At 55.4% G+C, this 17882-nt stretch carries 15 protein-coding genes; 9 read left to right on the top strand and 6 right to left on the bottom strand.

Translation table 11 applies throughout. The features are described from left to right. The first annotated feature begins 2 nt into the window (after nucleotides 1-2). Both KI611_RS12675 and KI611_RS12670 read left to right on the top strand, forming a co-directional pair. Nucleotides 3-893: a radical SAM protein gene (locus KI611_RS12675; protein ID WP_226415934.1), complete on the top strand. Its 891-nt coding sequence runs from the start codon at nucleotides 3-5 to the stop codon at nucleotides 891-893. Between the two features lie 146 nt (nucleotides 894-1039). Continuing rightward, nucleotides 1040-1735, top strand: coding sequence for a YecA family protein (locus KI611_RS12670; RefSeq protein WP_226415932.1), 696 nt, complete (start codon nucleotides 1040-1042; stop codon nucleotides 1733-1735). A gap of 28 nt (nucleotides 1736-1763) precedes the next feature. Here KI611_RS12670 and KI611_RS12665 read toward each other — a convergent pair whose 3' ends face one another. From KI611_RS12665 to KI611_RS12650, 4 genes are all read right to left on the bottom strand, one after another. Next, entirely contained in the window at nucleotides 1764-3011 is a 1248-nt protein-coding gene (locus KI611_RS12665; RefSeq protein ID WP_226415917.1) for a pyridoxal-dependent decarboxylase, exosortase A system-associated, read from the bottom strand. Nucleotides 3012-3031: 20 nt separating this feature from the next. Further along, nucleotides 3032-4003: a UDP-glucuronic acid decarboxylase family protein gene (locus KI611_RS12660; RefSeq protein WP_226415915.1), complete on the bottom strand. Its 972-nt coding sequence runs from the start codon at nucleotides 4001-4003 to the stop codon at nucleotides 3032-3034. Then, the gene (locus tag KI611_RS12655; protein ID WP_226415913.1) at nucleotides 3990-5198 is read right to left on the bottom strand and encodes a glycosyltransferase; all 1209 of its coding nucleotides are present in this window, start codon (nucleotides 5196-5198) and stop codon (nucleotides 3990-3992) included. Before KI611_RS12655 ends, KI611_RS12660 begins: the two co-directional genes overlap by 14 nt. 112 nt (nucleotides 5199-5310) lie before the next feature. Further along, on the bottom strand, nucleotides 5311-6909 hold the full coding sequence (locus KI611_RS12650) for an acyl-CoA ligase (AMP-forming), exosortase A system-associated (RefSeq protein ID WP_226415910.1): 1599 nt from the start codon (nucleotides 6907-6909) through the stop codon (nucleotides 5311-5313). Between the two features lie 168 nt (nucleotides 6910-7077). Here KI611_RS12650 and KI611_RS12645 point away from each other — a divergent pair, with 168 nt between their 5' ends. Further along, nucleotides 7078-8169: a sugar-transfer associated ATP-grasp domain-containing protein gene (locus KI611_RS12645; RefSeq protein ID WP_226415908.1), complete on the top strand. Its 1092-nt coding sequence runs from the start codon at nucleotides 7078-7080 to the stop codon at nucleotides 8167-8169. On the opposite strand, the gene pth is transcribed toward KI611_RS12645, so the two are convergent. Then, nucleotides 8149-10044 (bottom strand): aminoacyl-tRNA hydrolase, encoded by a 1896-nt coding sequence (gene pth, locus KI611_RS12640; RefSeq protein ID WP_226415905.1) that lies wholly within the window; start codon nucleotides 10042-10044, stop codon nucleotides 8149-8151. The two genes, KI611_RS12645 and pth, sit on opposite strands and share 21 nt — an antisense overlap. Nucleotides 10045-10059: 15 nt before the next feature. After that, complete coding sequence (locus KI611_RS12635) at nucleotides 10060-11298, bottom strand: sugar-transfer associated ATP-grasp domain-containing protein (RefSeq protein WP_226415903.1); 1239 nt, start codon at nucleotides 11296-11298, stop codon at nucleotides 10060-10062. A 57-nt stretch (nucleotides 11299-11355) separates the two neighbouring features. Between KI611_RS12635 and KI611_RS12630 the strand changes: the two genes are divergently transcribed. The 6 genes from KI611_RS12630 to KI611_RS12605 all read left to right on the top strand — a co-directional run bounded on the left by KI611_RS12630 (nucleotide 11356) and on the right by KI611_RS12605 (nucleotide 17852). Beyond that, complete coding sequence (locus KI611_RS12630) at nucleotides 11356-11607, top strand: acyl carrier protein (RefSeq protein ID WP_226415901.1); 252 nt, start codon at nucleotides 11356-11358, stop codon at nucleotides 11605-11607. Nucleotides 11608-11621: 14 nt separating this feature from the next. Next, complete coding sequence (locus tag KI611_RS12625; protein WP_226415898.1) at nucleotides 11622-12428, top strand: hydrolase 2, exosortase A system-associated; 807 nt, start codon at nucleotides 11622-11624, stop codon at nucleotides 12426-12428. Then, nucleotides 12425-13300 carry a hydrolase 1, exosortase A system-associated gene (locus KI611_RS12620; RefSeq protein WP_226415885.1) on the top strand — a complete coding sequence of 292 codons (876 nt, stop codon included), beginning with the start codon at nucleotides 12425-12427 and terminating at the stop codon, nucleotides 13298-13300. The genes KI611_RS12625 and KI611_RS12620 overlap by 4 nt, the downstream gene beginning before the upstream one ends. 79 nt (nucleotides 13301-13379) lie before the next feature. After that, nucleotides 13380-14576 carry a DegT/DnrJ/EryC1/StrS family aminotransferase gene (locus KI611_RS12615; RefSeq protein ID WP_226415882.1) on the top strand — a complete coding sequence of 399 codons (1197 nt, stop codon included), beginning with the start codon at nucleotides 13380-13382 and terminating at the stop codon, nucleotides 14574-14576. After that, nucleotides 14576-16741: a GNAT family N-acetyltransferase gene (locus KI611_RS12610; RefSeq protein WP_226415880.1), complete on the top strand. Its 2166-nt coding sequence runs from the start codon at nucleotides 14576-14578 to the stop codon at nucleotides 16739-16741. The genes KI611_RS12615 and KI611_RS12610 overlap by 1 nt, the downstream gene beginning before the upstream one ends. Nucleotides 16742-16799: 58 nt before the next feature. After that, entirely contained in the window at nucleotides 16800-17852 is a 1053-nt protein-coding gene (locus tag KI611_RS12605; protein ID WP_226415878.1) for a GNAT family N-acetyltransferase, read from the top strand. Nucleotides 17853-17882: the final 30 nt, after the last annotated feature.

Raw genomic sequence — 17882 nt, 5'->3', positions numbered from 1 at the left:
TAATGATCCCGATCCGTTACGTCGAACCGGTTTTCCGTCCGCCGAGCGAAGCGGAATCGCTGATCCTGCCGGTGACCGATGGCTGTTCGTGGAATCACTGCACTTTTTGCGAGATGTACACCGCCGCGCAAAAGACATTCCGGGCGCGGGACGAGGCCGAAGTTCTCGAAAGCATCCGGTTGACCGGGCAACGCTACGGCGATCAGGTGCGGCGCGTCTTCCTGGCCGACGGCGATGCGCTGGTCCTGCCGACCCGCCGTCTGTTGAGCATACTGCAGGCGATTCGCACGCACATGCCGGCCGTCCGGCGCATTTCCAGCTACTGCCTGCCGCGCAATTTGCGCAAGAAGTCGCAGGCCGAAATCGACGAGCTGGCCGCGGCCGGCCTGAAAATGGTCTATGTCGGAGCCGAATCGGGCGACGGTCAGGTGCTGGCCGCCGTCAAGAAGGGTGAAACCTTCGAGACGACCCGGGAGGCGCTCGACAAGCTCGGTGCGGCCGGCATTACACGCTCGGTGATGATCCTCAATGGCCTGGGCGGCAAGATCTACAGCTCGCAGCATGCCGAGAATTCGGCACGGCTGGCCAACGCGACACAGCCGGAGTACCTGGCGACGCTGGTGGTCAGCTTTCCGACGGGCGAGCAGCGCTTTCGCGCCGATTTTCCGGAATGGGAGCCGCTCGCTCAGCCCGAACTGTTCGGCGAAATGGAGCAGTTCCTGTCCCGTCTGGAACTGAAACGCACGGTTTTTCGCAGCGACCACGCCTCGAACTGGCTGATCCTCAAGGGTACGCTGGGGGCCGACAAGGAACGCCTGCTCAACCAGGTCCGCCAAGCCATTGCCAGCCCCGGGCAGGCGCCGCTCCGTCCGGCCTGGGCGCGCGGCTTATAAGTCGGCATCCTGTCCCTGCTTCGGGTGCCGTATCCGGCATCGGTTTTCCCGATTTTTGGCATGACAGGTCCATCTACGGGTTGGCGGTCGGCTTTCAGACCCCTATACTCGACAAAGATTCACTCCGGTCAACAGGATAAAACAGCATGAACCCCACCCCCCTCTCCGAAAGCGAACTCGACCATCTGGAAGAGTTGCTCGAAGCCGATGTTTTTGCCGGCGAAGCCATGCGTCTGGACGAAATCCAGGCGATGCTCTGCGCCATCGTCAGCGGCCCGGAACCGGTAACACCCGCCGTCTGGTTGCCGGAAGCCCTGGGCAAGGGGCTGACCAGCACCGACGACCCGGTCGTCGCCGAGACGCTGGAACTGCTGATGCGCCTCAACAACGACATCGCCGCGGCGCTGCTGGCCGACGATACCGTCTCCCCGGTGCTTTATCCGATCGATGAGACGTGCGAAGCCTATGACTACGCCGCCTGGGCGGATTCCTATGTTTTTGGCGCCGGTCTGGGCGGCGACTGGTATGAACTCGCCGGCAAGCATTCCGACGACCTCTCAGAGTTGCTCGAGCCGTTGTTCATGCTGAACGGCATGCTCAAGGAAGATGTCGAAAAAAGCGGCGAACGGTGGTTCGCCCCTACTGAAGAAGCCCGGTTGGTCGCCGATATTCAGGAAAACCTGCCGGTCGTCGTCCAGACGCTCTACAACTTCTGGCGCAACAAGCGGGTGGGCGGGACGGTCAAGCATGAAGAGCCGAAGTCCGGCCGCAACGACCCGTGTCCGTGCGGCAGTGGCCGCAAATACAAGCAGTGCTGCGGCCACCCCGATAAATTGAACTGATTGCCGGGCGGCTTGCGGCCGCCTGCGATCAGACCAGCACCTCGATGACCTCGGGGTGCCCGAGAAAGCCTTGCGGGCTGGCGCTGGCACCGTAAGCGCCGGATTGATAGATCACCACCAGATCGCCTGGCTGCGCAACGGGAAGTTCCATGCGCTCGGCCAGCAAGTCGAGCGGCGTACAGAGCGGACCGACCACCGAGACGCTTTCCTTGGCGACCCCGTTCATCCGGTTGCCGATGGCCACCGGGTAATTCTTGCGAATGACCTGGCCGAAATTGCCGGAAACCGAAAGATGGTGGTTCAGGCCGCCATCGACGACGAGATAGGTCTGGCCGCGCGAAATCTTGCGGTCGACAATCTGCGTGACGTAAATCCCGGCCTCGCCAACCAGGTAGCGCCCCAGTTCGATAACCAGTTCCGCCTCGGGCATATCGACTTCGGCACGGGCCGCCAGACGGGCCAGATTATCGCCGACGGCCTGCAGGTCAAGGCGCTGTTCGCCGGGGAAGTACGGAATCCCGAAGCCGCCGCCGAGATTGAGGAAACGGACCGGCGACGGGGCGTCGGCAGCCAGGCGCAGGGCAAGATCGTAGGATTTTTGCTGCGCCTCGCAAATTGCTTCGGCTTTCAGATTCTGCGAGCCGGCAAACAGGTGAAAGCCCTCGAACTGCAAGCCGGCCTTGCCGATCTCCGCCAGCAGTTCCGGCACTTGTTCGGCATCGACGCCAAACTGCTTCGGGCCGCCGCCCATTTTCATCCCCGAGCCCTTCAGCTCGAAGTCCGGATTGACCCGTACCGCGATGCGCGCCGGGCGCTGCAGCTCGTCGGCAATGGCCGCCAGTTCGCCAACCTCGCGGAACGATTCGAGGTTGATCAGCACGCCGGCCGCCACGGCCTGGCGCAATTCGCCCCGCCGTTTGCCGGGACCGGCGAAACTGACTTCATGCGGATTGGCCCCGGCGTCGAGCGCCACCTTCAATTCGCCAGCCGAAGCTACATCGATCCCGTCAACCAGCCCGGCCATGAAGCCGACCAGCGCCGGCAGCGGGTTGGCCTTCATGGCGTAATGCAGTTTGACCGAAGCGGGCAGGGCGGCACGCAATTCGCCAACGCGCGTCTTCAGCAACCCGCGGTCGTACGCATAAAACGGCGTCTGGCCGACCCGGGCGGCAAGCTGTTCCAGCGGCAGTCCGCCGACCAGCAACTGGCCGGCGGCGACGGCAAACTGCGGCATGGGCGCGTGAATCGGGAGAGGGCGGGGCGGGATAGCGGTCATCTAAAAATTCCTGTTCTTGCTCAATTGATAGCGTTTGGTGTTTGGTTCAAGGACTCAATACGTTCGGCAAAGTAGCCAATGGTTTTCTCCAGGCCATCCTGTAAGGACGTGCTGGCTTGCCAACCGAGCTTTTCCCGGGCCAGGGCGATATCCGGTTGGCGTTGCTTTGGATCGTCGGTCGGCAGTTGTTTGAAAACGATTTCCGAACGACTGCCGGTCAGGCGAATTATTTCGCGGGCCAGTTGAAGCATGCTGTACTCGTCCGGATTGCCCACATTCACCGGGCCGGTGAAATCATCCCCGGTATTCATCATGCGAACGAGGGCTTCAATGAGATCGTCGACATAACAGAACGATCGTGTCTGGGATCCGTCTCCGTAGATGGTGATTGGCTGACCGCTAAGGGCCTGGACAATGAAGTTGCTGACCACCCGACCATCATTGGGGTGCATGCGCGGACCATAGGTATTGAAAATTCGCACAACCTTGATGCGCAGCCGGTGTTGGCGGAAGTAGTCAAAGAACAGGGTCTCGGCACAACGCTTGCCTTCGTCGTAACAACTGCGCGGACCAATCGGGTTTACGTGGCCCCAGTAGCCTTCAGGTTGCGGATGGATATCCGGATCGCCATAGACTTCACTGGTCGAGGCCTGCAGAATCTTGGCCCTGAGACGCTTGGCAAGCCCAAGCATGTTGATAGCGCCATGAACGCTGGTCTTTGTTGTCTGCACCGGATCATGCTGGTAGTGCACAGGCGATGCCGGGCAGGCCAGGTTGTAGATCTGATCGACCTCGACGTAGAGCGGAAAAGTCACATCGTGGCGCATCAGTTCAAAACGCGGATGTGTCAGCAGGTGGCTGATGTTGCTCCGCCGACCGGTAAAGAAATTATCGACACATAGCACTTCACAGCCATCATTCAACAGCCGCTCGCAAAGATGCGAGCCGAGAAAACCTGAACCACCGGTAACCAGTACTCTAGTGTTGTCCATGATGATTTTTCTCCATGTCGAGGCGACGGCGGAATTGGTCGGCAATTTGATCAACCAAGTAATCCCAGTCGTGCAGCAATGCCTGCTGCTGACGTGCACTGACAGCTTCGGCAGTATTTTTATCCGCCGATAGCGCATTGTTCAGCGCGCTATCCCATTCCTGAAGGTTTTCGGCAATGCCGACAATCTTTCCCAGTGGCGTCACCGAATCGATCGGAGAGCACACGACTGGCCGTCCGGTTGCCAGATATTCGTTCAGTTTCAGGGGGTAGATGAAATGGGTGTAATCGCAGACTTCGTAGCACATCAGACAGACATCCATTGCCTGCATGTAGGCTGGCAGTTCGGCGAGCTGGCGGTTTCCCATGAAGTGGACGTTGGGCAAATTGCCTAGCTCTTCAAGGATCGTCTCCTTCCCTCCGACGTAACCCTGCGGCCCAACCAGTACGAACGACCATTCAGGGCGTTGTGTTGCCAGTTGTCGAAGAAGCGCCAGATCAAGCTGCGATTTGATCACGCCGACATAACCCATGCGTGGATGGGGGATGGCGGAAATGTCTGCTGGCTCGGCTACAGGGGTCGCGTATGCCGAATAATCGACGCCATTGGGAACATGCATCGTCTGCGAATTGAAACTGCCTTTCTTCTCCAGCAGTTTTCGGGAATGAATGATTACCTGATCGACCCGCTTGATTAGGGCAATTTCCCGCGGGTCATTGGGCAGATCCTCAGTCGAGAAACGATATTCGTCATCGATGTGATAGCAGGTCAAATCGGCATGAATGGCATCCAGAGACCAATCGAATTCAGGGCGCCAGAGGTACAGCACGATATCGGTACAGCCCCGGTTTCGGAGGGTACGTTCGGCCTGAACGAGTCGCTGCTTTTTGATCCATTGCGCTAGCCATTTCGGGCGGTAGAGTTCGGGTAGCCAACGACCGGGACTATAGAGTGTCAGCCCGAACTCATCCGGAGAGATTGACTGGATATTGGGTTTGGCGGGGGCGGGCGAAAGCCAGTAGTCACGCCAGCCTTTGGCTGGCTCGACCCAGATAACCTCGAATTGTCGAGCGAGGCGACCAACGACGTGGTGTCTCGGCATCCAGATTCCATGCCAGTTATCTGGAACCAAGGCAATGACGCCGATTTTCCGGTTTTGGGAACTTGAGGTGTCTTGGCTGACTGTCATTTTCATATGCTAGGCACCCCTTTGGTCATTGCTTGGTATTCCAAGTCAGATATTTGGAATCGGTATCCCGCAGTTTTCCCTGCGGACTTTCGTCTGGCGCGAGGGAGAATCTTTCAACTTAAACCGCGTTCTTGTCGCCCCATTCGGTCGACAGCGTCTTCCTGTCTATCTTGCCGTTCGGATTGCGCGGCAGCGGGCCGCTACGCACCTCGATGCCGGCCGGAACCATGTAGGCCGGCATGCGGGCACGGCACTCGGCGAGCAGGGCAGTGACATCGAGTTCTGAATTGACGGGCGGCGTGGCTATTACCTGAATGGCCTGGCCGAGCCGCTCGTCGTCGACGCCAAAGGCAACACATTCGCCGACCAGTTTGGTCGCGTAGAGGATTTCCTCGACCTCGGTCGGGCTGACTCGATAGCCGGAGGTCTTCATCATTTCATCGCGGCGGCCGATGAAGTAAAGGAAACCTTCCTCATCCATTCGTACCGTGTCGCCGGAGAAGACGGCGATTTCAGGGAGAACGAGCCCCGCCTCGCGCCCCGGAGCATGCACCGGCAGGGGTTTGTAACGCTCCGCAGTTTTCTCCGGATCGTTCCAGTAACCCATGCCGACCAGCGCCCCGCGATGCACCAGTTCACCCGGTTCGTTGGGCGCGCACGGCGAGCCATCCTCGCGCAGCACAAGAATTTCGGCGTTGGGTATGGCCTTGCCTATCGAATCCGGGCGTCGATCGACTTCGGCCGGCGGCAGGTAGGTGGAACGGAAAGCTTCGGTCAATCCGTACATTAGGAAAGGCTTCGATTTCGGCAGATGGCGGCGCAAGGCATCCAGCGTTTCGCGCGGCATGCGGCCGCCGGTATTGGCGAAGTAGCGCAGATGCTCGGTGATCGATTCCGGCCAGGGTAGTTGCGTGAGCTGAATATAAAGGGGTGGCACGGCAGTCAGTCCGGTTACTTTTTCCCGTTCGATAGCCTTGATGACGTCGCGTGGCAGTAGGTAATTCAGCAGCACGACTCGGGCGCCGACATGAAAAGCCGTGGTCAATTGGCTGAACCCGGCATCGAACGACAGCGGCAGAGCGGCCAGCAGCGTATCGTCGGCGTGATTGCCCAGATAGCTAGCCACGCTCTTGGCACCGGCCACCATGTTGCGATGGGAGAGCACAACCCCCTTCGGCTTGCCGGTGCTGCCTGAGGTGTAAAGGATGCCAAGCATGTCCGTGTCGATGACGCGGTGGCCGGTGGCGGGTGTCTGAGCGAGTAACTCGCCCCAGCGACAGATGTTTAACGCGCCCAATGCCGGTACGCTCTCCGGCGAATCAAGAACTACGACATGACGCAGATCGTGACAGGCGGGCAGTGTTTCCTGCAGCAGAGCCAGGCGTTCCGGGGAGGTGACGAGCACGCGGACATTACAGTCGCGCAGGATGTAGCCAACCTGTTCGGCTTTCAGCAGTGGATTCAGTGGTACGAAAACCCCGCCAGCAGCCGGAGCACCGAAACTGGCGATCACCGTCTCGAAACGCTTCTCGAGATAGATGGCGACGCGCTCGCCGCGCTGAATTCCAAGGTGTATCAGTCCCGATGAAAATCGCCCAACCAGATCATGCAATTCTCCATAAGACAGGGAACTCTTGCCAGCTATCAAGGCAGTTGTGCCTGGCGAGCGTGCGGCGGAGCGGGCAATTAATTCATGAAGCAAGGTGGTATCGGACATGGATGTAAATCGTCAGGCTGGGGTGGGAGTGCTCTCCGAAAAGAGCGTACGGATTGCGCTTAGTTGCAAGCCTTTAATCGTGATGACCAAAGGATAGTGTATCGTCTTTCGTGCACCGTTGTCCTGTGACGCTTTGCGGCGATTTTTCTCGGAAATGAGGGCTCGATCATGAGCAAGCTTAGAAAACTGTTTGCATATTCTGGTTTGGTCCGAGCACAGACGGGAAAGTCCAGACGTCAGCAAATCCTGGAAATCCTCGAGTTATTCCGGGGGCGACACAAGCTTGGCATTGAAGAATATTACGAACTTGGCGTGTTCGATGATGTTTTTTTCTCGCCGGAAGCCAAGGCACAGTGTCTCGGGTGGCGGAGCAGCGTAAGGATCGATCGTATTCTCAATGATGACTACTGGCGGGCAACGGCCAATGACAAAATTCTTAATTATGCGTTGCTGGTGCATTACGGGTTTCCGGTTCCCGAAACATTACTTACCTACTCGCCATCCGGAAGAAGGGTTGCCAATGAACGCCTTCTTCGCACCGAGAATGAACTCAGGGCATATTTGTCGGCAGACTTGATTTTTCCGGTATTTATCAAACCGGTTCATGGTACCTACGGGCGAGGCACGTTTCATTTGCAGAGTGCTCTAGGCGATAGCGGATACCTCGACATTAGGGGACACACCGTCAGTCGGGAAGCGTTGCTGAGTGCATGCACGAACGAAAAGTATGCCGGAATGCTCTTTCAGAAACCTCTAGTTCAGCATCCGGAAGTTGTTGCACTGGTCGGCCCGACGGTGAGTTGCGTTCGCCTCATTGTTGCGCTTGGTATTGATGGTGCCCCGGAAGTCGTCCTGGCGTTCTGGAAAATCGGTCGGCAAAAAAACGTCACGGACAACTTTTGCATGGGGGAGAGCGGGAATCTTCTCGGCTGGGTTAGCACCGATACGGGAGAAGTCGAGCGGGTCATAACCGGTCTGTGGCCAACCGGTACCGAACGTGTCGATCATCCAGACACCAATGAACGCCTTGTCGGGGTGCGCCTACCCGCTTGGTCCGAGGCGTGTTCATTGTGCTGCAACGCAGCTGAACATTTTCCCGGCTTGAGATTGCAGCATTGGGATGTTGCTTTCTCCGATCGAGGGCCGGTCCTCATGGAACTCAACACCGAGGCAGATCTGGGGGTTCCGCAATTTCTCGGACGCCGGGCTTTCGTCACTGAGCGGATCGATGCCTTGCTGTCAGCGCGGCCGCGAGGCTAGTTCGAGAAGCTGCTCTTTGGCCGTTTCGAACGATTGTTTGATGGTCGCGTAGGCTGCTTCGTCGAATTGCTTGAGGACGGCCGAAGTGTCGAAGTGGGTAGGTGACGCGCTTTTGATGCCGATCTTGACGCGCCGGAGCTGGTCGGTTTGTAATGCGTCCAGAATGGAAGCGACGCCGCGATGCCCGCCGGAACTTCCGCTCATACGAATTCGCACCTTGCCAATTGGCATGTCAATGTCGTCGAACACCAAGATGCATTGATCTGCGCCAAAGTGCATGCCTTCAGACAGATTTTTCAAAGCTGGGCCGGTCAGATTCATTGCTGTCTTGATCTTGATGAGCCAGAGGTTGCAATTATCAATTGATGCTTTAGCAATCCAGGCTTCAGGATATTCACGCCATTCGCCAGCGGCCGATGAACACAGTGTGTCCAGTGTTTCATAGCCAACGTTGTGAGGCGTTCGGGCAAACTCGGTACCCGGATTACCCAGCCCGATGATGACCTGGTCGCTTGGAGTTGCGACGGGCAGGAGAGTTTCTGGGGCTGCGCTCGCAGGATTGGCCGACAGCTGTGCGATGGTCCCTGGTGTGCCGCGATGAGCTTGCAGGTGGCTGCATTCCGAACAGAACATGTCGCGTCCGCAGTCATCAACCCAGCAATTTACCGTACCCATCAATGACATTGATATCCTGATCAGGTGATCTTTTTTATTGGTTCCCTTGAGCAGGATGAGGTCACCGTCCTGCTGGATCGACTCGAGGTAGGTTGCTACATCGTGAATTTGGGTAAAGGCCTGCAATCGTGATTCGGTTCCTGACCGATGTGCCTTGAGTGCTGCCGAGGCAAGGCGACCGGTGAAAATTGCAATGTCAGCGACCTGCAACGCTTCCTGGGCGAGCTTGAAAATTTCATGCTCTTTGTGTTGGCAATTTGAGATGGTGCCGAGAACGAAAATTTTCCGCTTGGCACGGGCGGCGCCTAGCTGTTCGAGGAGTGGTCGGACTGTCCAGGCCGGCGACTTGAAGTCATCGCGGATAAACGTGATTCCTCGGGGGGCGATGACGGGCTGCATGCGACCTTCGGCGGGAGGCGTCCGGCTGATTCCTTGGGCACAATCGGCCAGTGTGAGGCCAGCAGCGAGTCCGCCACCAATGGCGGCAAGTGCTGATGTCAATAGTTGCCTGCTATAGAGTTGCGTGTGGATGGCAACAGATTCGCCCTTGAAATTTGCCGTGAATTGAAGTGGATACGGCCAGATGGAAGTGATATCGGTCGCTTGCAGATTGGCATTTGCACTGGTGCCATAGGTAAGGACGGGACATTTTGCATACGTGTGCAGACCGGAGACCAGTTCGTCATCGATGTTGAGAACGATTGTTCCATGTGCGGGAATTGCCTCGACCAACTTGGCGAATTCGCGGGCGATAGCTGAGCGGGAGCCGAAGGCTGTCAGATGATCGTCGCCGACCACGGTGATGATGCCGATAGACGGCTGCAATACCGCCAGTTGAGTGTCCAGCGAGCCGGGCGAACTCTCGCCCAGTTCAGCGGCACAGAATCTATACCATGGTCGTGTCCTCAGCACCACTTTTGCGACCTCAGGCGCTGCATTGAGCGACAGCGGGGTACCGCTCGTCTTTCCGCAAACGCTCAGGATGCCGACCAGGATATCCTTGGCCGTGGTTTTGCCGACGCTGCCGGCGATTCCAATAAACTGGGTGGCATTAACTAGTTGTCTGTATTTCAGGGCAATCCGAATGATGCTTGAATCGATAAGCTGATCGCCAATTCTTGAGCGTATACGCCATTCGAGCGCTCCGGAAATTGCCTTCCAGTGGCGATAAAGCGGTTTTCCAAAGAGCTTGAACTTCAAGAGGGCGCTTTCTGTTTAAACTGAGTTGATCCATGGGTGGCAGGTTCTGTTGCCGAACTGCTTCAAAAAACTGCGTGTCCGCTCGGTAAGGAGTCCGCGCCCATGGAGTTGGGCGATCCCGCCAATGTCATTGAGTTCAAGGATTTTTGGCCCTTCGTTGGTGAATGCGAAATCGATATGTTGAATTTGCATCATCGGGATCAAATCCCCCAGTGCGTGGCATGACTCAAGCACTTGTGGCCAATCTGGTAACTGAAAGCCCTCGAAGGAATTGCCTGAGATCGGATGCTCGTTAAGCAGTTTTGTTTCTGGCCAGAGCCCGCTGATGACCCGGCCGATCGTTCCGGTTGCCGGATCGACATCGGCAAGGAGATTGCCGTGTTTTCCCATGCCGAAATTGTCGACATGGTTCGGCGGAACGGCGATTTTCCAGATTGCTTGAAGTGGACTGGATCCATCGGGACCATTCAGACAGACGATACGGGCACCGCAAATTGCCGGCCAGCCGGTAAGCTGCTCGATTGACTCGGCAAGCCTCAACGGTTTCTGAAACAGATAACCGCACTCGGGGCGATGGTAGCGATGATCGACCGTTCGTTCGAGCCGAATCAGGAATTTCTCGACGGCTATGCGCTCGCCATTAAGCAGCACAAGACAGTCACTCGCTTGCTCGTAGCCTGCAAGATAGGCGCTGCCATATCCCTGTTGGGAATAGGCTGGTTTTCCGAACAGCGGAAAAACGCTTGGATCACGAAGGAATGTGGCTGCTTCGGCTATGTTTCGTAAATGCTTGCCGAGCACGGCAGGCAGGCGGGAAGAGGTTTTGAGGGTTGCTACCGTCGGAACAACGGGTAGTCCCACGGAGTCGGCCATGGTCATGAAGACCGTTTTGTCCCAGGCTGGTAGTACGACGTTGCGCGGGTTCAGGGCAAGACTCAGTTCCGAATGCAACCGCCAGCCGAGAAAATCCTCTATTCCCCGGCCCAGAAGAAAAGTGGAGTCGTAAAGTTTGTTCCAGTAATAATCACTGATTCCGCATTGCCCCCCTGTTTTCTTGAGAGCCAGGATTTCGCGGAACTGCTGGAGCGGGCTTTTGCCGGTTTGCTGGGTGGCGAGGCGCTGCCAGTTTCTATAAGTTTCGAGTCGCGCCTTTAGAGAATTGACCTGATTCATGAATTTTTTAAGGTTCTTTGAGTCGGTACGAAAGGCTACACTCGTTGTAATCGATGCTGCCGTGCAGTATCTCACGATCATGCCGGCATTCTCCCCCTATAATGCGGCCTCCCCATTCTGTTGTCGTAGGAGCAAGGCTTGAATACCGAAAAAGAAGTATTGTCCCTTCTGGACGAAATTCTCAGTTTGAACGGCCGTTCCGCGGAATTTTCTGCAAGTACGCCGCTTCTCGGTGCAATTCCAGAGCTTGATTCGATGGCTGTTGTTGCCTTGATTACTGGCTTCGAAGAGCGTTTCGGCTTCACCGTCGATGACGATGAAATCGAGGGTAGTACGTTTGCGACGGTCGGCTCGTTGGTCGAGTTCGTCGAAGGCAAGCTGGCCGGTTAAGCGGCGAGTCAGTCGTGCAGCCCTTCTTTCTTCCCGGCGAAAGGGGGCAACGTTTTTGCCTCTATCACGCCCCCAGAGACGTGGCGCGTGGCGCGATCATCTATCTGCACCCTTTTGCCGAAGAGATGAACAAAGCGCGCCGGATGGCGGCAATGCAGTCGCGTGCCTTGGCCGAGGCCGGTTTTGCGGTGTTGCAGATAGACTTGCTCGGCTGTGGTGATAGCGCCGGCGATTTTTCTGAAGCAACCTGGCGGGCCTGGCAAGATGATGTCATGTTGGCTTACCGTTGGTTGCGTAGGCAAACCCAGGCGCCGTTGACCCTTTGGGGTTTGCGCGCAGGTTGCTTGGTGGCGGCCAGTGCTGCACTTAACCTGCCGGAAGCAACGAATTTCGTCTTCTGGCAACCGGTCGTTTCCGGCAAGCAACACTGGCAGCAGTTCATGCGCTTGAAAATGGCTGGCGAACTGGCTTCCGGGCAGGCCAAGGGCGTCACCGAACAACTGCGCCGCCAACTTGCTGCCGGCGAATCTGTCGAAATTGCCGGTTATACGGTCTCTCCGGCCTTGGCTGAAGGTTTGGAGGCAGATGAGCTTGAGCCGCCGGCCGGTGGGGGAGGGCAGATTGCATGGCTTGAGACCTCTTTGCGCGACGAAGCGATCCTTGCCCCAGTCTCGCAGAAGCGGATTGAGCGCTGGCAAGCTGCGGGTTATGTGGTTCATGCCCAAGTCGTTCGGGGGCCTGCCTTCTGGCAGACGACGGAAATCGAGGATGCGCCCGAACTCCTTGTCGCGACGCAGGCGGCGCTGGCGAGATGGCCATGAGCTTGACCGAACAGGCCATCGTCTTTCCTTGTGCCGGAAATGAATTGCTTGGCATTGTTACCTTACCGGAGCAGTCGGGGGGCACCGGCGTTCTCGTTGTCGTCGGTGGGCCGCAATATCGGGTCGGCAGCCATCGGCAATTTCTTTTGCTATCCCGCGCGCTAGCGAGTGCCGGTTACCCGGTGATGCGCTTTGACTGTTGTGGCATGGGTGACAGCAGCGGGGAGTTGGCGGATTTCCAAGGGTTGAATGGTGACATATCAGCTGCCATTACTGCCTTTCAAAAGCAATGCCCGACGATAAGCAATGTGGTTCTTTGGGGCTTGTGTGATGCGGCATCGGCGAGTCTCCTTTACTGGGATGCCACGCACGATTCACGAATAGCAGGGCTTGTCTTGCTCAATCCGTGGGTGCGCTCTGAGGCGACCCTGGCCAAGACACACATTAAACATTACTACGGTCAACGTCTGTTGCAGGTCGAGTTCTGGCGCAAGCTGCTCACCGGAAATCTCGGCATCGGCCGGGCGCTTGGCGGGTTTGTCGCGAGCTTTGTGCAGGCACGACGAGCCTCTGATTTAACGACAGGTGCCGCGGTTCTGCCTTTCCAGACAAAAATGATGAGGGCCTTAAAGGAATTTCAGGGGCAGGTTCTGCTGATATTGAGTGGTGATGACTACACGGCCAAGGAGTTCATCGAAGCCATTCAGGCCGATTCGGAGGGGGCGGCTGCGCTTGAAAATAGCCGTCTTAGGCGCGTCGATATTGCTGGGGCAGACCATACCTTTTCTTCTGCCGAGTGGCGCCAATCGGTTGAAGCGATGACGATTTCGTGGATTGAAACCTCCGTCAGGGTAGTGGATTATGCTAAATAAGAATTTGGAGCTTGCCATCCTTGTCGCCAAGCTTCTGATCATTTATAAGAGTCAGCATTCAATTCCATTCAGATAAATCGTGCCCCTCGACTATTGGATCTTTGATCCTTCGACCTGCCAATTTCCGAAACCGCGCGTGCCGATCTTGCCCTCGACATTCGATTACTCGGTGTCGTCAAACGAAAAGAGTGCCTTCCCGGATATCGGCTTCCGACACTTCAGTCGCGGCCGCTATGCGCTCGGCGAAGCTTTTCGCCTTGCTGGCGTTGGTCAGCACGGTGCGTTACTAGCGCCGGCCTACCATTGCGTAACGATGCTTGATCCGGCCTTGGCGTTAGGGGCACCAGTCCTGCTTTATTCGCTGAAGCCCGATCTGATGCCCGATCTGCATAGTCTGGACCAGATTTACGCCGAATCGACCGTGCCGGTAAAGGCATTGCTGGCGACCCATTTTTTTGGATTGGTCCGGGATTTTTCGCGGTTGAAACAATGGGCGGATGATAAAGGGATTGTCCTGGTTGAGGATTGCTCGCACGTCCTGTTTACCGAGCGATATCGGGCATGCGGTGCCGGCCTTTACGGGAAATTCATTGCCTCAAGCCCGTACAAGTTTTTCCCCTGCACCGACGGCGGCTTGCTTGCAGCGCAAGATGCCCATTTTCTGGACGGCGTGAAAACCGAGTCTGCTGGTCTGCTTTGTGAACTTCGCGGAATCAAAAGCACCATCGAAAAGTCCAGATTGCCAAAACTTTCAAAAAATGATCTCGAACAGATTGATCGGCGGCTTGATTCTCTTGTCTTTGACTCTCTAAAGCCAGGGGTTGATCAACGCATTGAACGCTCAGCGCAATCGATCCAGTATTCACCGGCTTCTGCCACAACGGCATCCCTTCTTAGTTCCCGGTGGCTGACCAGTCATTCATCAGCGACAAACAACCTTTCCCGCAGGCAGGAAAATTATCGTCGCTGGGTTACCGCTCTTTCGGATGTGCCTAATTGCCATGTGCTATATCCGGAAATTCCTGCCCATGCCGCCCCCTATATGTTTCCGCTCTATCTGAATTATCCAACGCCTCATTTTTACTGGTTGAAGCTGTTGGGGCTTCCGGTATGGCGTTGGGATGAAATGGTGGTTTCCGATTGCGCGGTTGCCGAAGACTACCGTCTTCATTTGCTCCATTTGCCATGTCATCAGTCATTGAGCGAAGACGAAATGGGGTGGATGGTTGCGGTGGTGAGAAAAACGCTCGCTCTCCCGGTCGTTGGCGTTCAGTGATGTCTTGGGAAATTTACCCCGCGAAGACAATATTTCCGACATATGCCGATGACTGGGATCGTCTGAATGCTGAACTCTATGACAGCCACCCTTACTTCGACAGTCGCTTTGTCGGTCCGCTGCTCAATTTCTTTGCCAGCGGAAAAGAGAAACTCTGTATCCACCGGTCGAATGGCGTCATTTCAGGCGCCTTGATTTTACAGCCAGATGGCATGGGGCGTTGGTCAACCTATCGTCCATCGCAAGTTCAAGTCACCGCGCTGCTTTTTGGTGACGCCCGGCTTCTGGATAGCTTACTAAAATCACTTCCTGGTTTTGCTTGGACAATCGAGTTTTACGCCGTAGATCCACGCTATTCACCTGATTTCTCGCGATTCAAACCAGCACAGATCGTTTCTCCACATGCCTATACGATCGGAATTCATCCCGATATCCGATTCGCGGACTACTGGAACACGCGCTCAAAAAATTTAAGAGCCAACGTTCGTCGCTATTTCAATCGCTCGGAAAAAGAGTCGACTACTCCACTTCTCTCTAAATCCGTGACTACGGCTGACATGAGTATTGGCGTTGCGCGCTTTGGTGAACTGGAAACTGCTGGATGGAAAGGGGCTGCTGGAACTGCGGTTTCCATCGACAATGAACAAGGACTGTTTTATTCGGAAATTCTCAGTCGCTTTGCCCTGTCAGAGCAGGCTACAGTCTACGAACTGTCGATTGGGGCGCAACTGGCGGCTTCCCGCTTGGTGATTGCCAACGATAAAATGGTTGTCATTCTCAAAACGACTTATGACGAATCGCTGGCTCGTTTCGCTCCTGGTCGATTATTGCTCTATCGCATTATTGAAGAAGAGCTGGCGAGTCAATCGGGCAGGACTATCGAGTTCTACACCAACGCCACCAGTGACCAAGCCGAATGGGCCAACTTTGGTTGCACCATTCAAAATATTCAAATATTCAAGAGCGATTCTTACGTCGCTGCCTTCTCGATTCTCAAAGTATTGTGGCAAGTGTTGAGCGGAGTCGATCGCAAAGGTGCAAATCCAGCTAGCATCGGGGAGCCAGTTGCAGTCAAGAACTGCTCCAGGATTGACGGCCTTGCTGCCGAGCTTGGCGATCTTCAACAGTTTTCCGCTCGTGACAACATCGAGGTCTCAGTTGACTGGTTCGAGCTTCTTCAGAATAACGTTTACCCGAACGATTCCGGTGTGCGCTACTACTTCGTAGCCGGAAGAAGTATTTCATCGACGATCATCCCGCTACGGCTGACTACAGAAGGCCGCATTCGCACTGTTGAGGCGCTGGGCAACTACTACACATCGCTTTACACCCCGTTGCTAATCAACGATAGCGATCTACTCACCGTCAGGCACGTGCTCGCTTCCGCCTCTCGTGACCATGGTGGGGCACATGTCATGCGTTTTGCTCCGATGGATCCCGAATCACCGGCCTTCAACGGTCTGGTGAACGAATTACGGGCAATCGGCTGGATACCTTTCAGATTTTTTTGTTTTGGCAACTGGTTTCTCACAGTCGACTTTAATTGGGAGGGGTATCTCAAAAAGCGAAGTGCCAACCTGCGGAGCAGTATCAAGCGCCGGAACAAGGATTTTGCTGCACAAGGTGGAACGCTTGAAGTAGTGACAAATGCCGATGGGGTTGAACAGGCAATCTTGGACTTTCAGGAGGTCTATACCGCCAGCTGGAAAATTCCTGAGCCCTATCCCGACTTCGTACCCTCGCTGATCCGCAGGCTATCTGCCATCGGTATGTTGCGCCTTGGTATTGCACGGCTACAGGGAAGACCAATCGCTGCGCAATTGTGGATTGTCGGCCAAGATAAGGCCAGTATTTATAAAGTTGCATACCACAAGGCGTTTGCCGCTCTTTCACCGGGAACCGTGCTGACCAGTTATTTGCTGAAACACGTGATTGAGCAGGATAACGTCAAGGAGGTCGACTTCCTGATCGGTGATGACGAGTATAAGAAAATCTGGATGAGCGATCGTCGAGAACGCTGGGGAATAGTGGCTTACAACCCACGTACCGCGATTGGTTGCCTATTGCTGATTAAAGAAATTGCCGGACGAGTTACCAAACTAGCTGGAAAAAAGCTCAAAGAAATTATTCTTAAAAAAAAATACCTGGGTAGTCGTGCTAGTTGAGTATCTGACCGATATCTCAATTGAGTATTCCCTCCATACTTGCCCCAAGAGACTAAAAATGATCTGGACCATTCATCCTATTGCGCAATTTGCCGATTTTAAAATTGAGTGGGATACCCTGGTAAGCTCCCGCCCGGGGACTCCGTTTCTCGAGTCGGCATTCCTGCTGCCCATACTGGATATCTTCGGTACAGGGGAAGAGCTGCTGTGCCTGCATCATGCTGACGGTCAACTTTGTGCTGCAGCCATTATGCAAAGGGGGCGAAAAAATATTTGGCAGACTTTTCAACCCTCACAACTTCCTCTGGGGGCTTGGGTGACAAATGGGAACATTGATCTGATCTCCGCCTGCAATGAGTTGATGCGCCGACTTCCTGGCCTGACTCTGGCTATCGGAGTCAGCCAACTTGATCCGCAAATTCAGGTTCGAGCAGAGGATAGCCCTAAAGTACGTACCCAGGACTACATCAAGACTGCATGGGTCGACATTGAAGGTGGTTTTGAAGCGTACTGGGAAGCACGCGGTAAAAACCTCAAGCAAAATACCCGTAAGCAGCGTAACAAGCTGCAGGCCGAAGGCATCAATACCCGGATTGAATGCATAAGCACCCCTGCGGATGTTGCAAAGGCGATTGAAGATTATGGCCTGCTTGAGAGTGCAGGCTGGAAGGCAGCCGATGGCACTGCGATCCGTCCGGACAACGCTCAAGGTCATTTCTATCGCGAAATGCTGAAAAATTTTTGCAGCCTAGGGCGTGGGCGCATATACCGCTATTGGTTTGGCGAAAAGGTTGTTGCAATGGATCTGTGTATAAACGATGACAAAGTTATCGTGATCCTGAAAACGGCTTACGACGAATCCTATAAGACCGTTTCACCATCAACGTTAATGCGCCAGGATGAGTTTCGGCAATTATTTGAAGAGCACAAGTTTTCCCGGATCGAATTCTATGGCAAGGTCATGGAATGGCACACCCGCTGGACAACGCAAAATCGCACCCTCTACCACGCTACTGATTATCGCTGGGGGTGGCTAAAAAAAATACATGCGTATCTTTCTCCACCGGTTGATCAGCTATCTCAGCAGCTGCCATTGCCTTCTGAAACCTGACCACTGATCAATACAAAATATCGCCACTAG

This window comes from Dechloromonas denitrificans (assembly GCF_020510685.1).
GTDB classification, from domain to species: Bacteria; Pseudomonadota; Gammaproteobacteria; order Burkholderiales; family Rhodocyclaceae; genus Azonexus; species Azonexus denitrificans_A.
The sequence above is the reverse complement of the archived record's forward strand: the minus strand, read 5'-3'. Positions and strand labels throughout refer to the sequence as shown.

Bases quoted from the DNA above. Each gene is read 5' to 3' on its own strand.
- KI611_RS12655 (WP_226415913.1), bottom strand. From the start codon at position 5,198: ATGAAAATGACAGTCAGCCAAGACACCTCAAGTTCCCAAAACCGGAAA.
- KI611_RS12605 (WP_226415878.1), top strand. From the start codon at position 16,800: ATGATCTGGACCATTCATCCTATTGCGCAATTTGCCGATTTTAAAATT.
- KI611_RS12650 (WP_226415910.1), bottom strand. From the start codon at position 6,909: ATGTCCGATACCACCTTGCTTCATGAATTAATTGCCCGCTCCGCCGCA.
- KI611_RS12620 (WP_226415885.1), top strand. From the start codon at position 12,425: ATGAGCTTGACCGAACAGGCCATCGTCTTTCCTTGTGCCGGAAATGAA.
- KI611_RS12610 (WP_226415880.1), top strand. From the start codon at position 14,576: ATGTCTTGGGAAATTTACCCCGCGAAGACAATATTTCCGACATATGCC.
- KI611_RS12675 (WP_226415934.1), top strand. From the start codon at position 3: ATGATCCCGATCCGTTACGTCGAACCGGTTTTCCGTCCGCCGAGCGAA.
- KI611_RS12665 (WP_226415917.1), bottom strand. From the start codon at position 3,011: ATGACCGCTATCCCGCCCCGCCCTCTCCCGATTCACGCGCCCATGCCG.
- KI611_RS12660 (WP_226415915.1), bottom strand. From the start codon at position 4,003: ATGGACAACACTAGAGTACTGGTTACCGGTGGTTCAGGTTTTCTCGGC.
- KI611_RS12645 (WP_226415908.1), top strand. From the start codon at position 7,078: ATGAGCAAGCTTAGAAAACTGTTTGCATATTCTGGTTTGGTCCGAGCA.
- KI611_RS12635 (WP_226415903.1), bottom strand. From the start codon at position 11,298: ATGATCGTGAGATACTGCACGGCAGCATCGATTACAACGAGTGTAGCC.
- KI611_RS12670 (WP_226415932.1), top strand. From the start codon at position 1,040: ATGAACCCCACCCCCCTCTCCGAAAGCGAACTCGACCATCTGGAAGAG.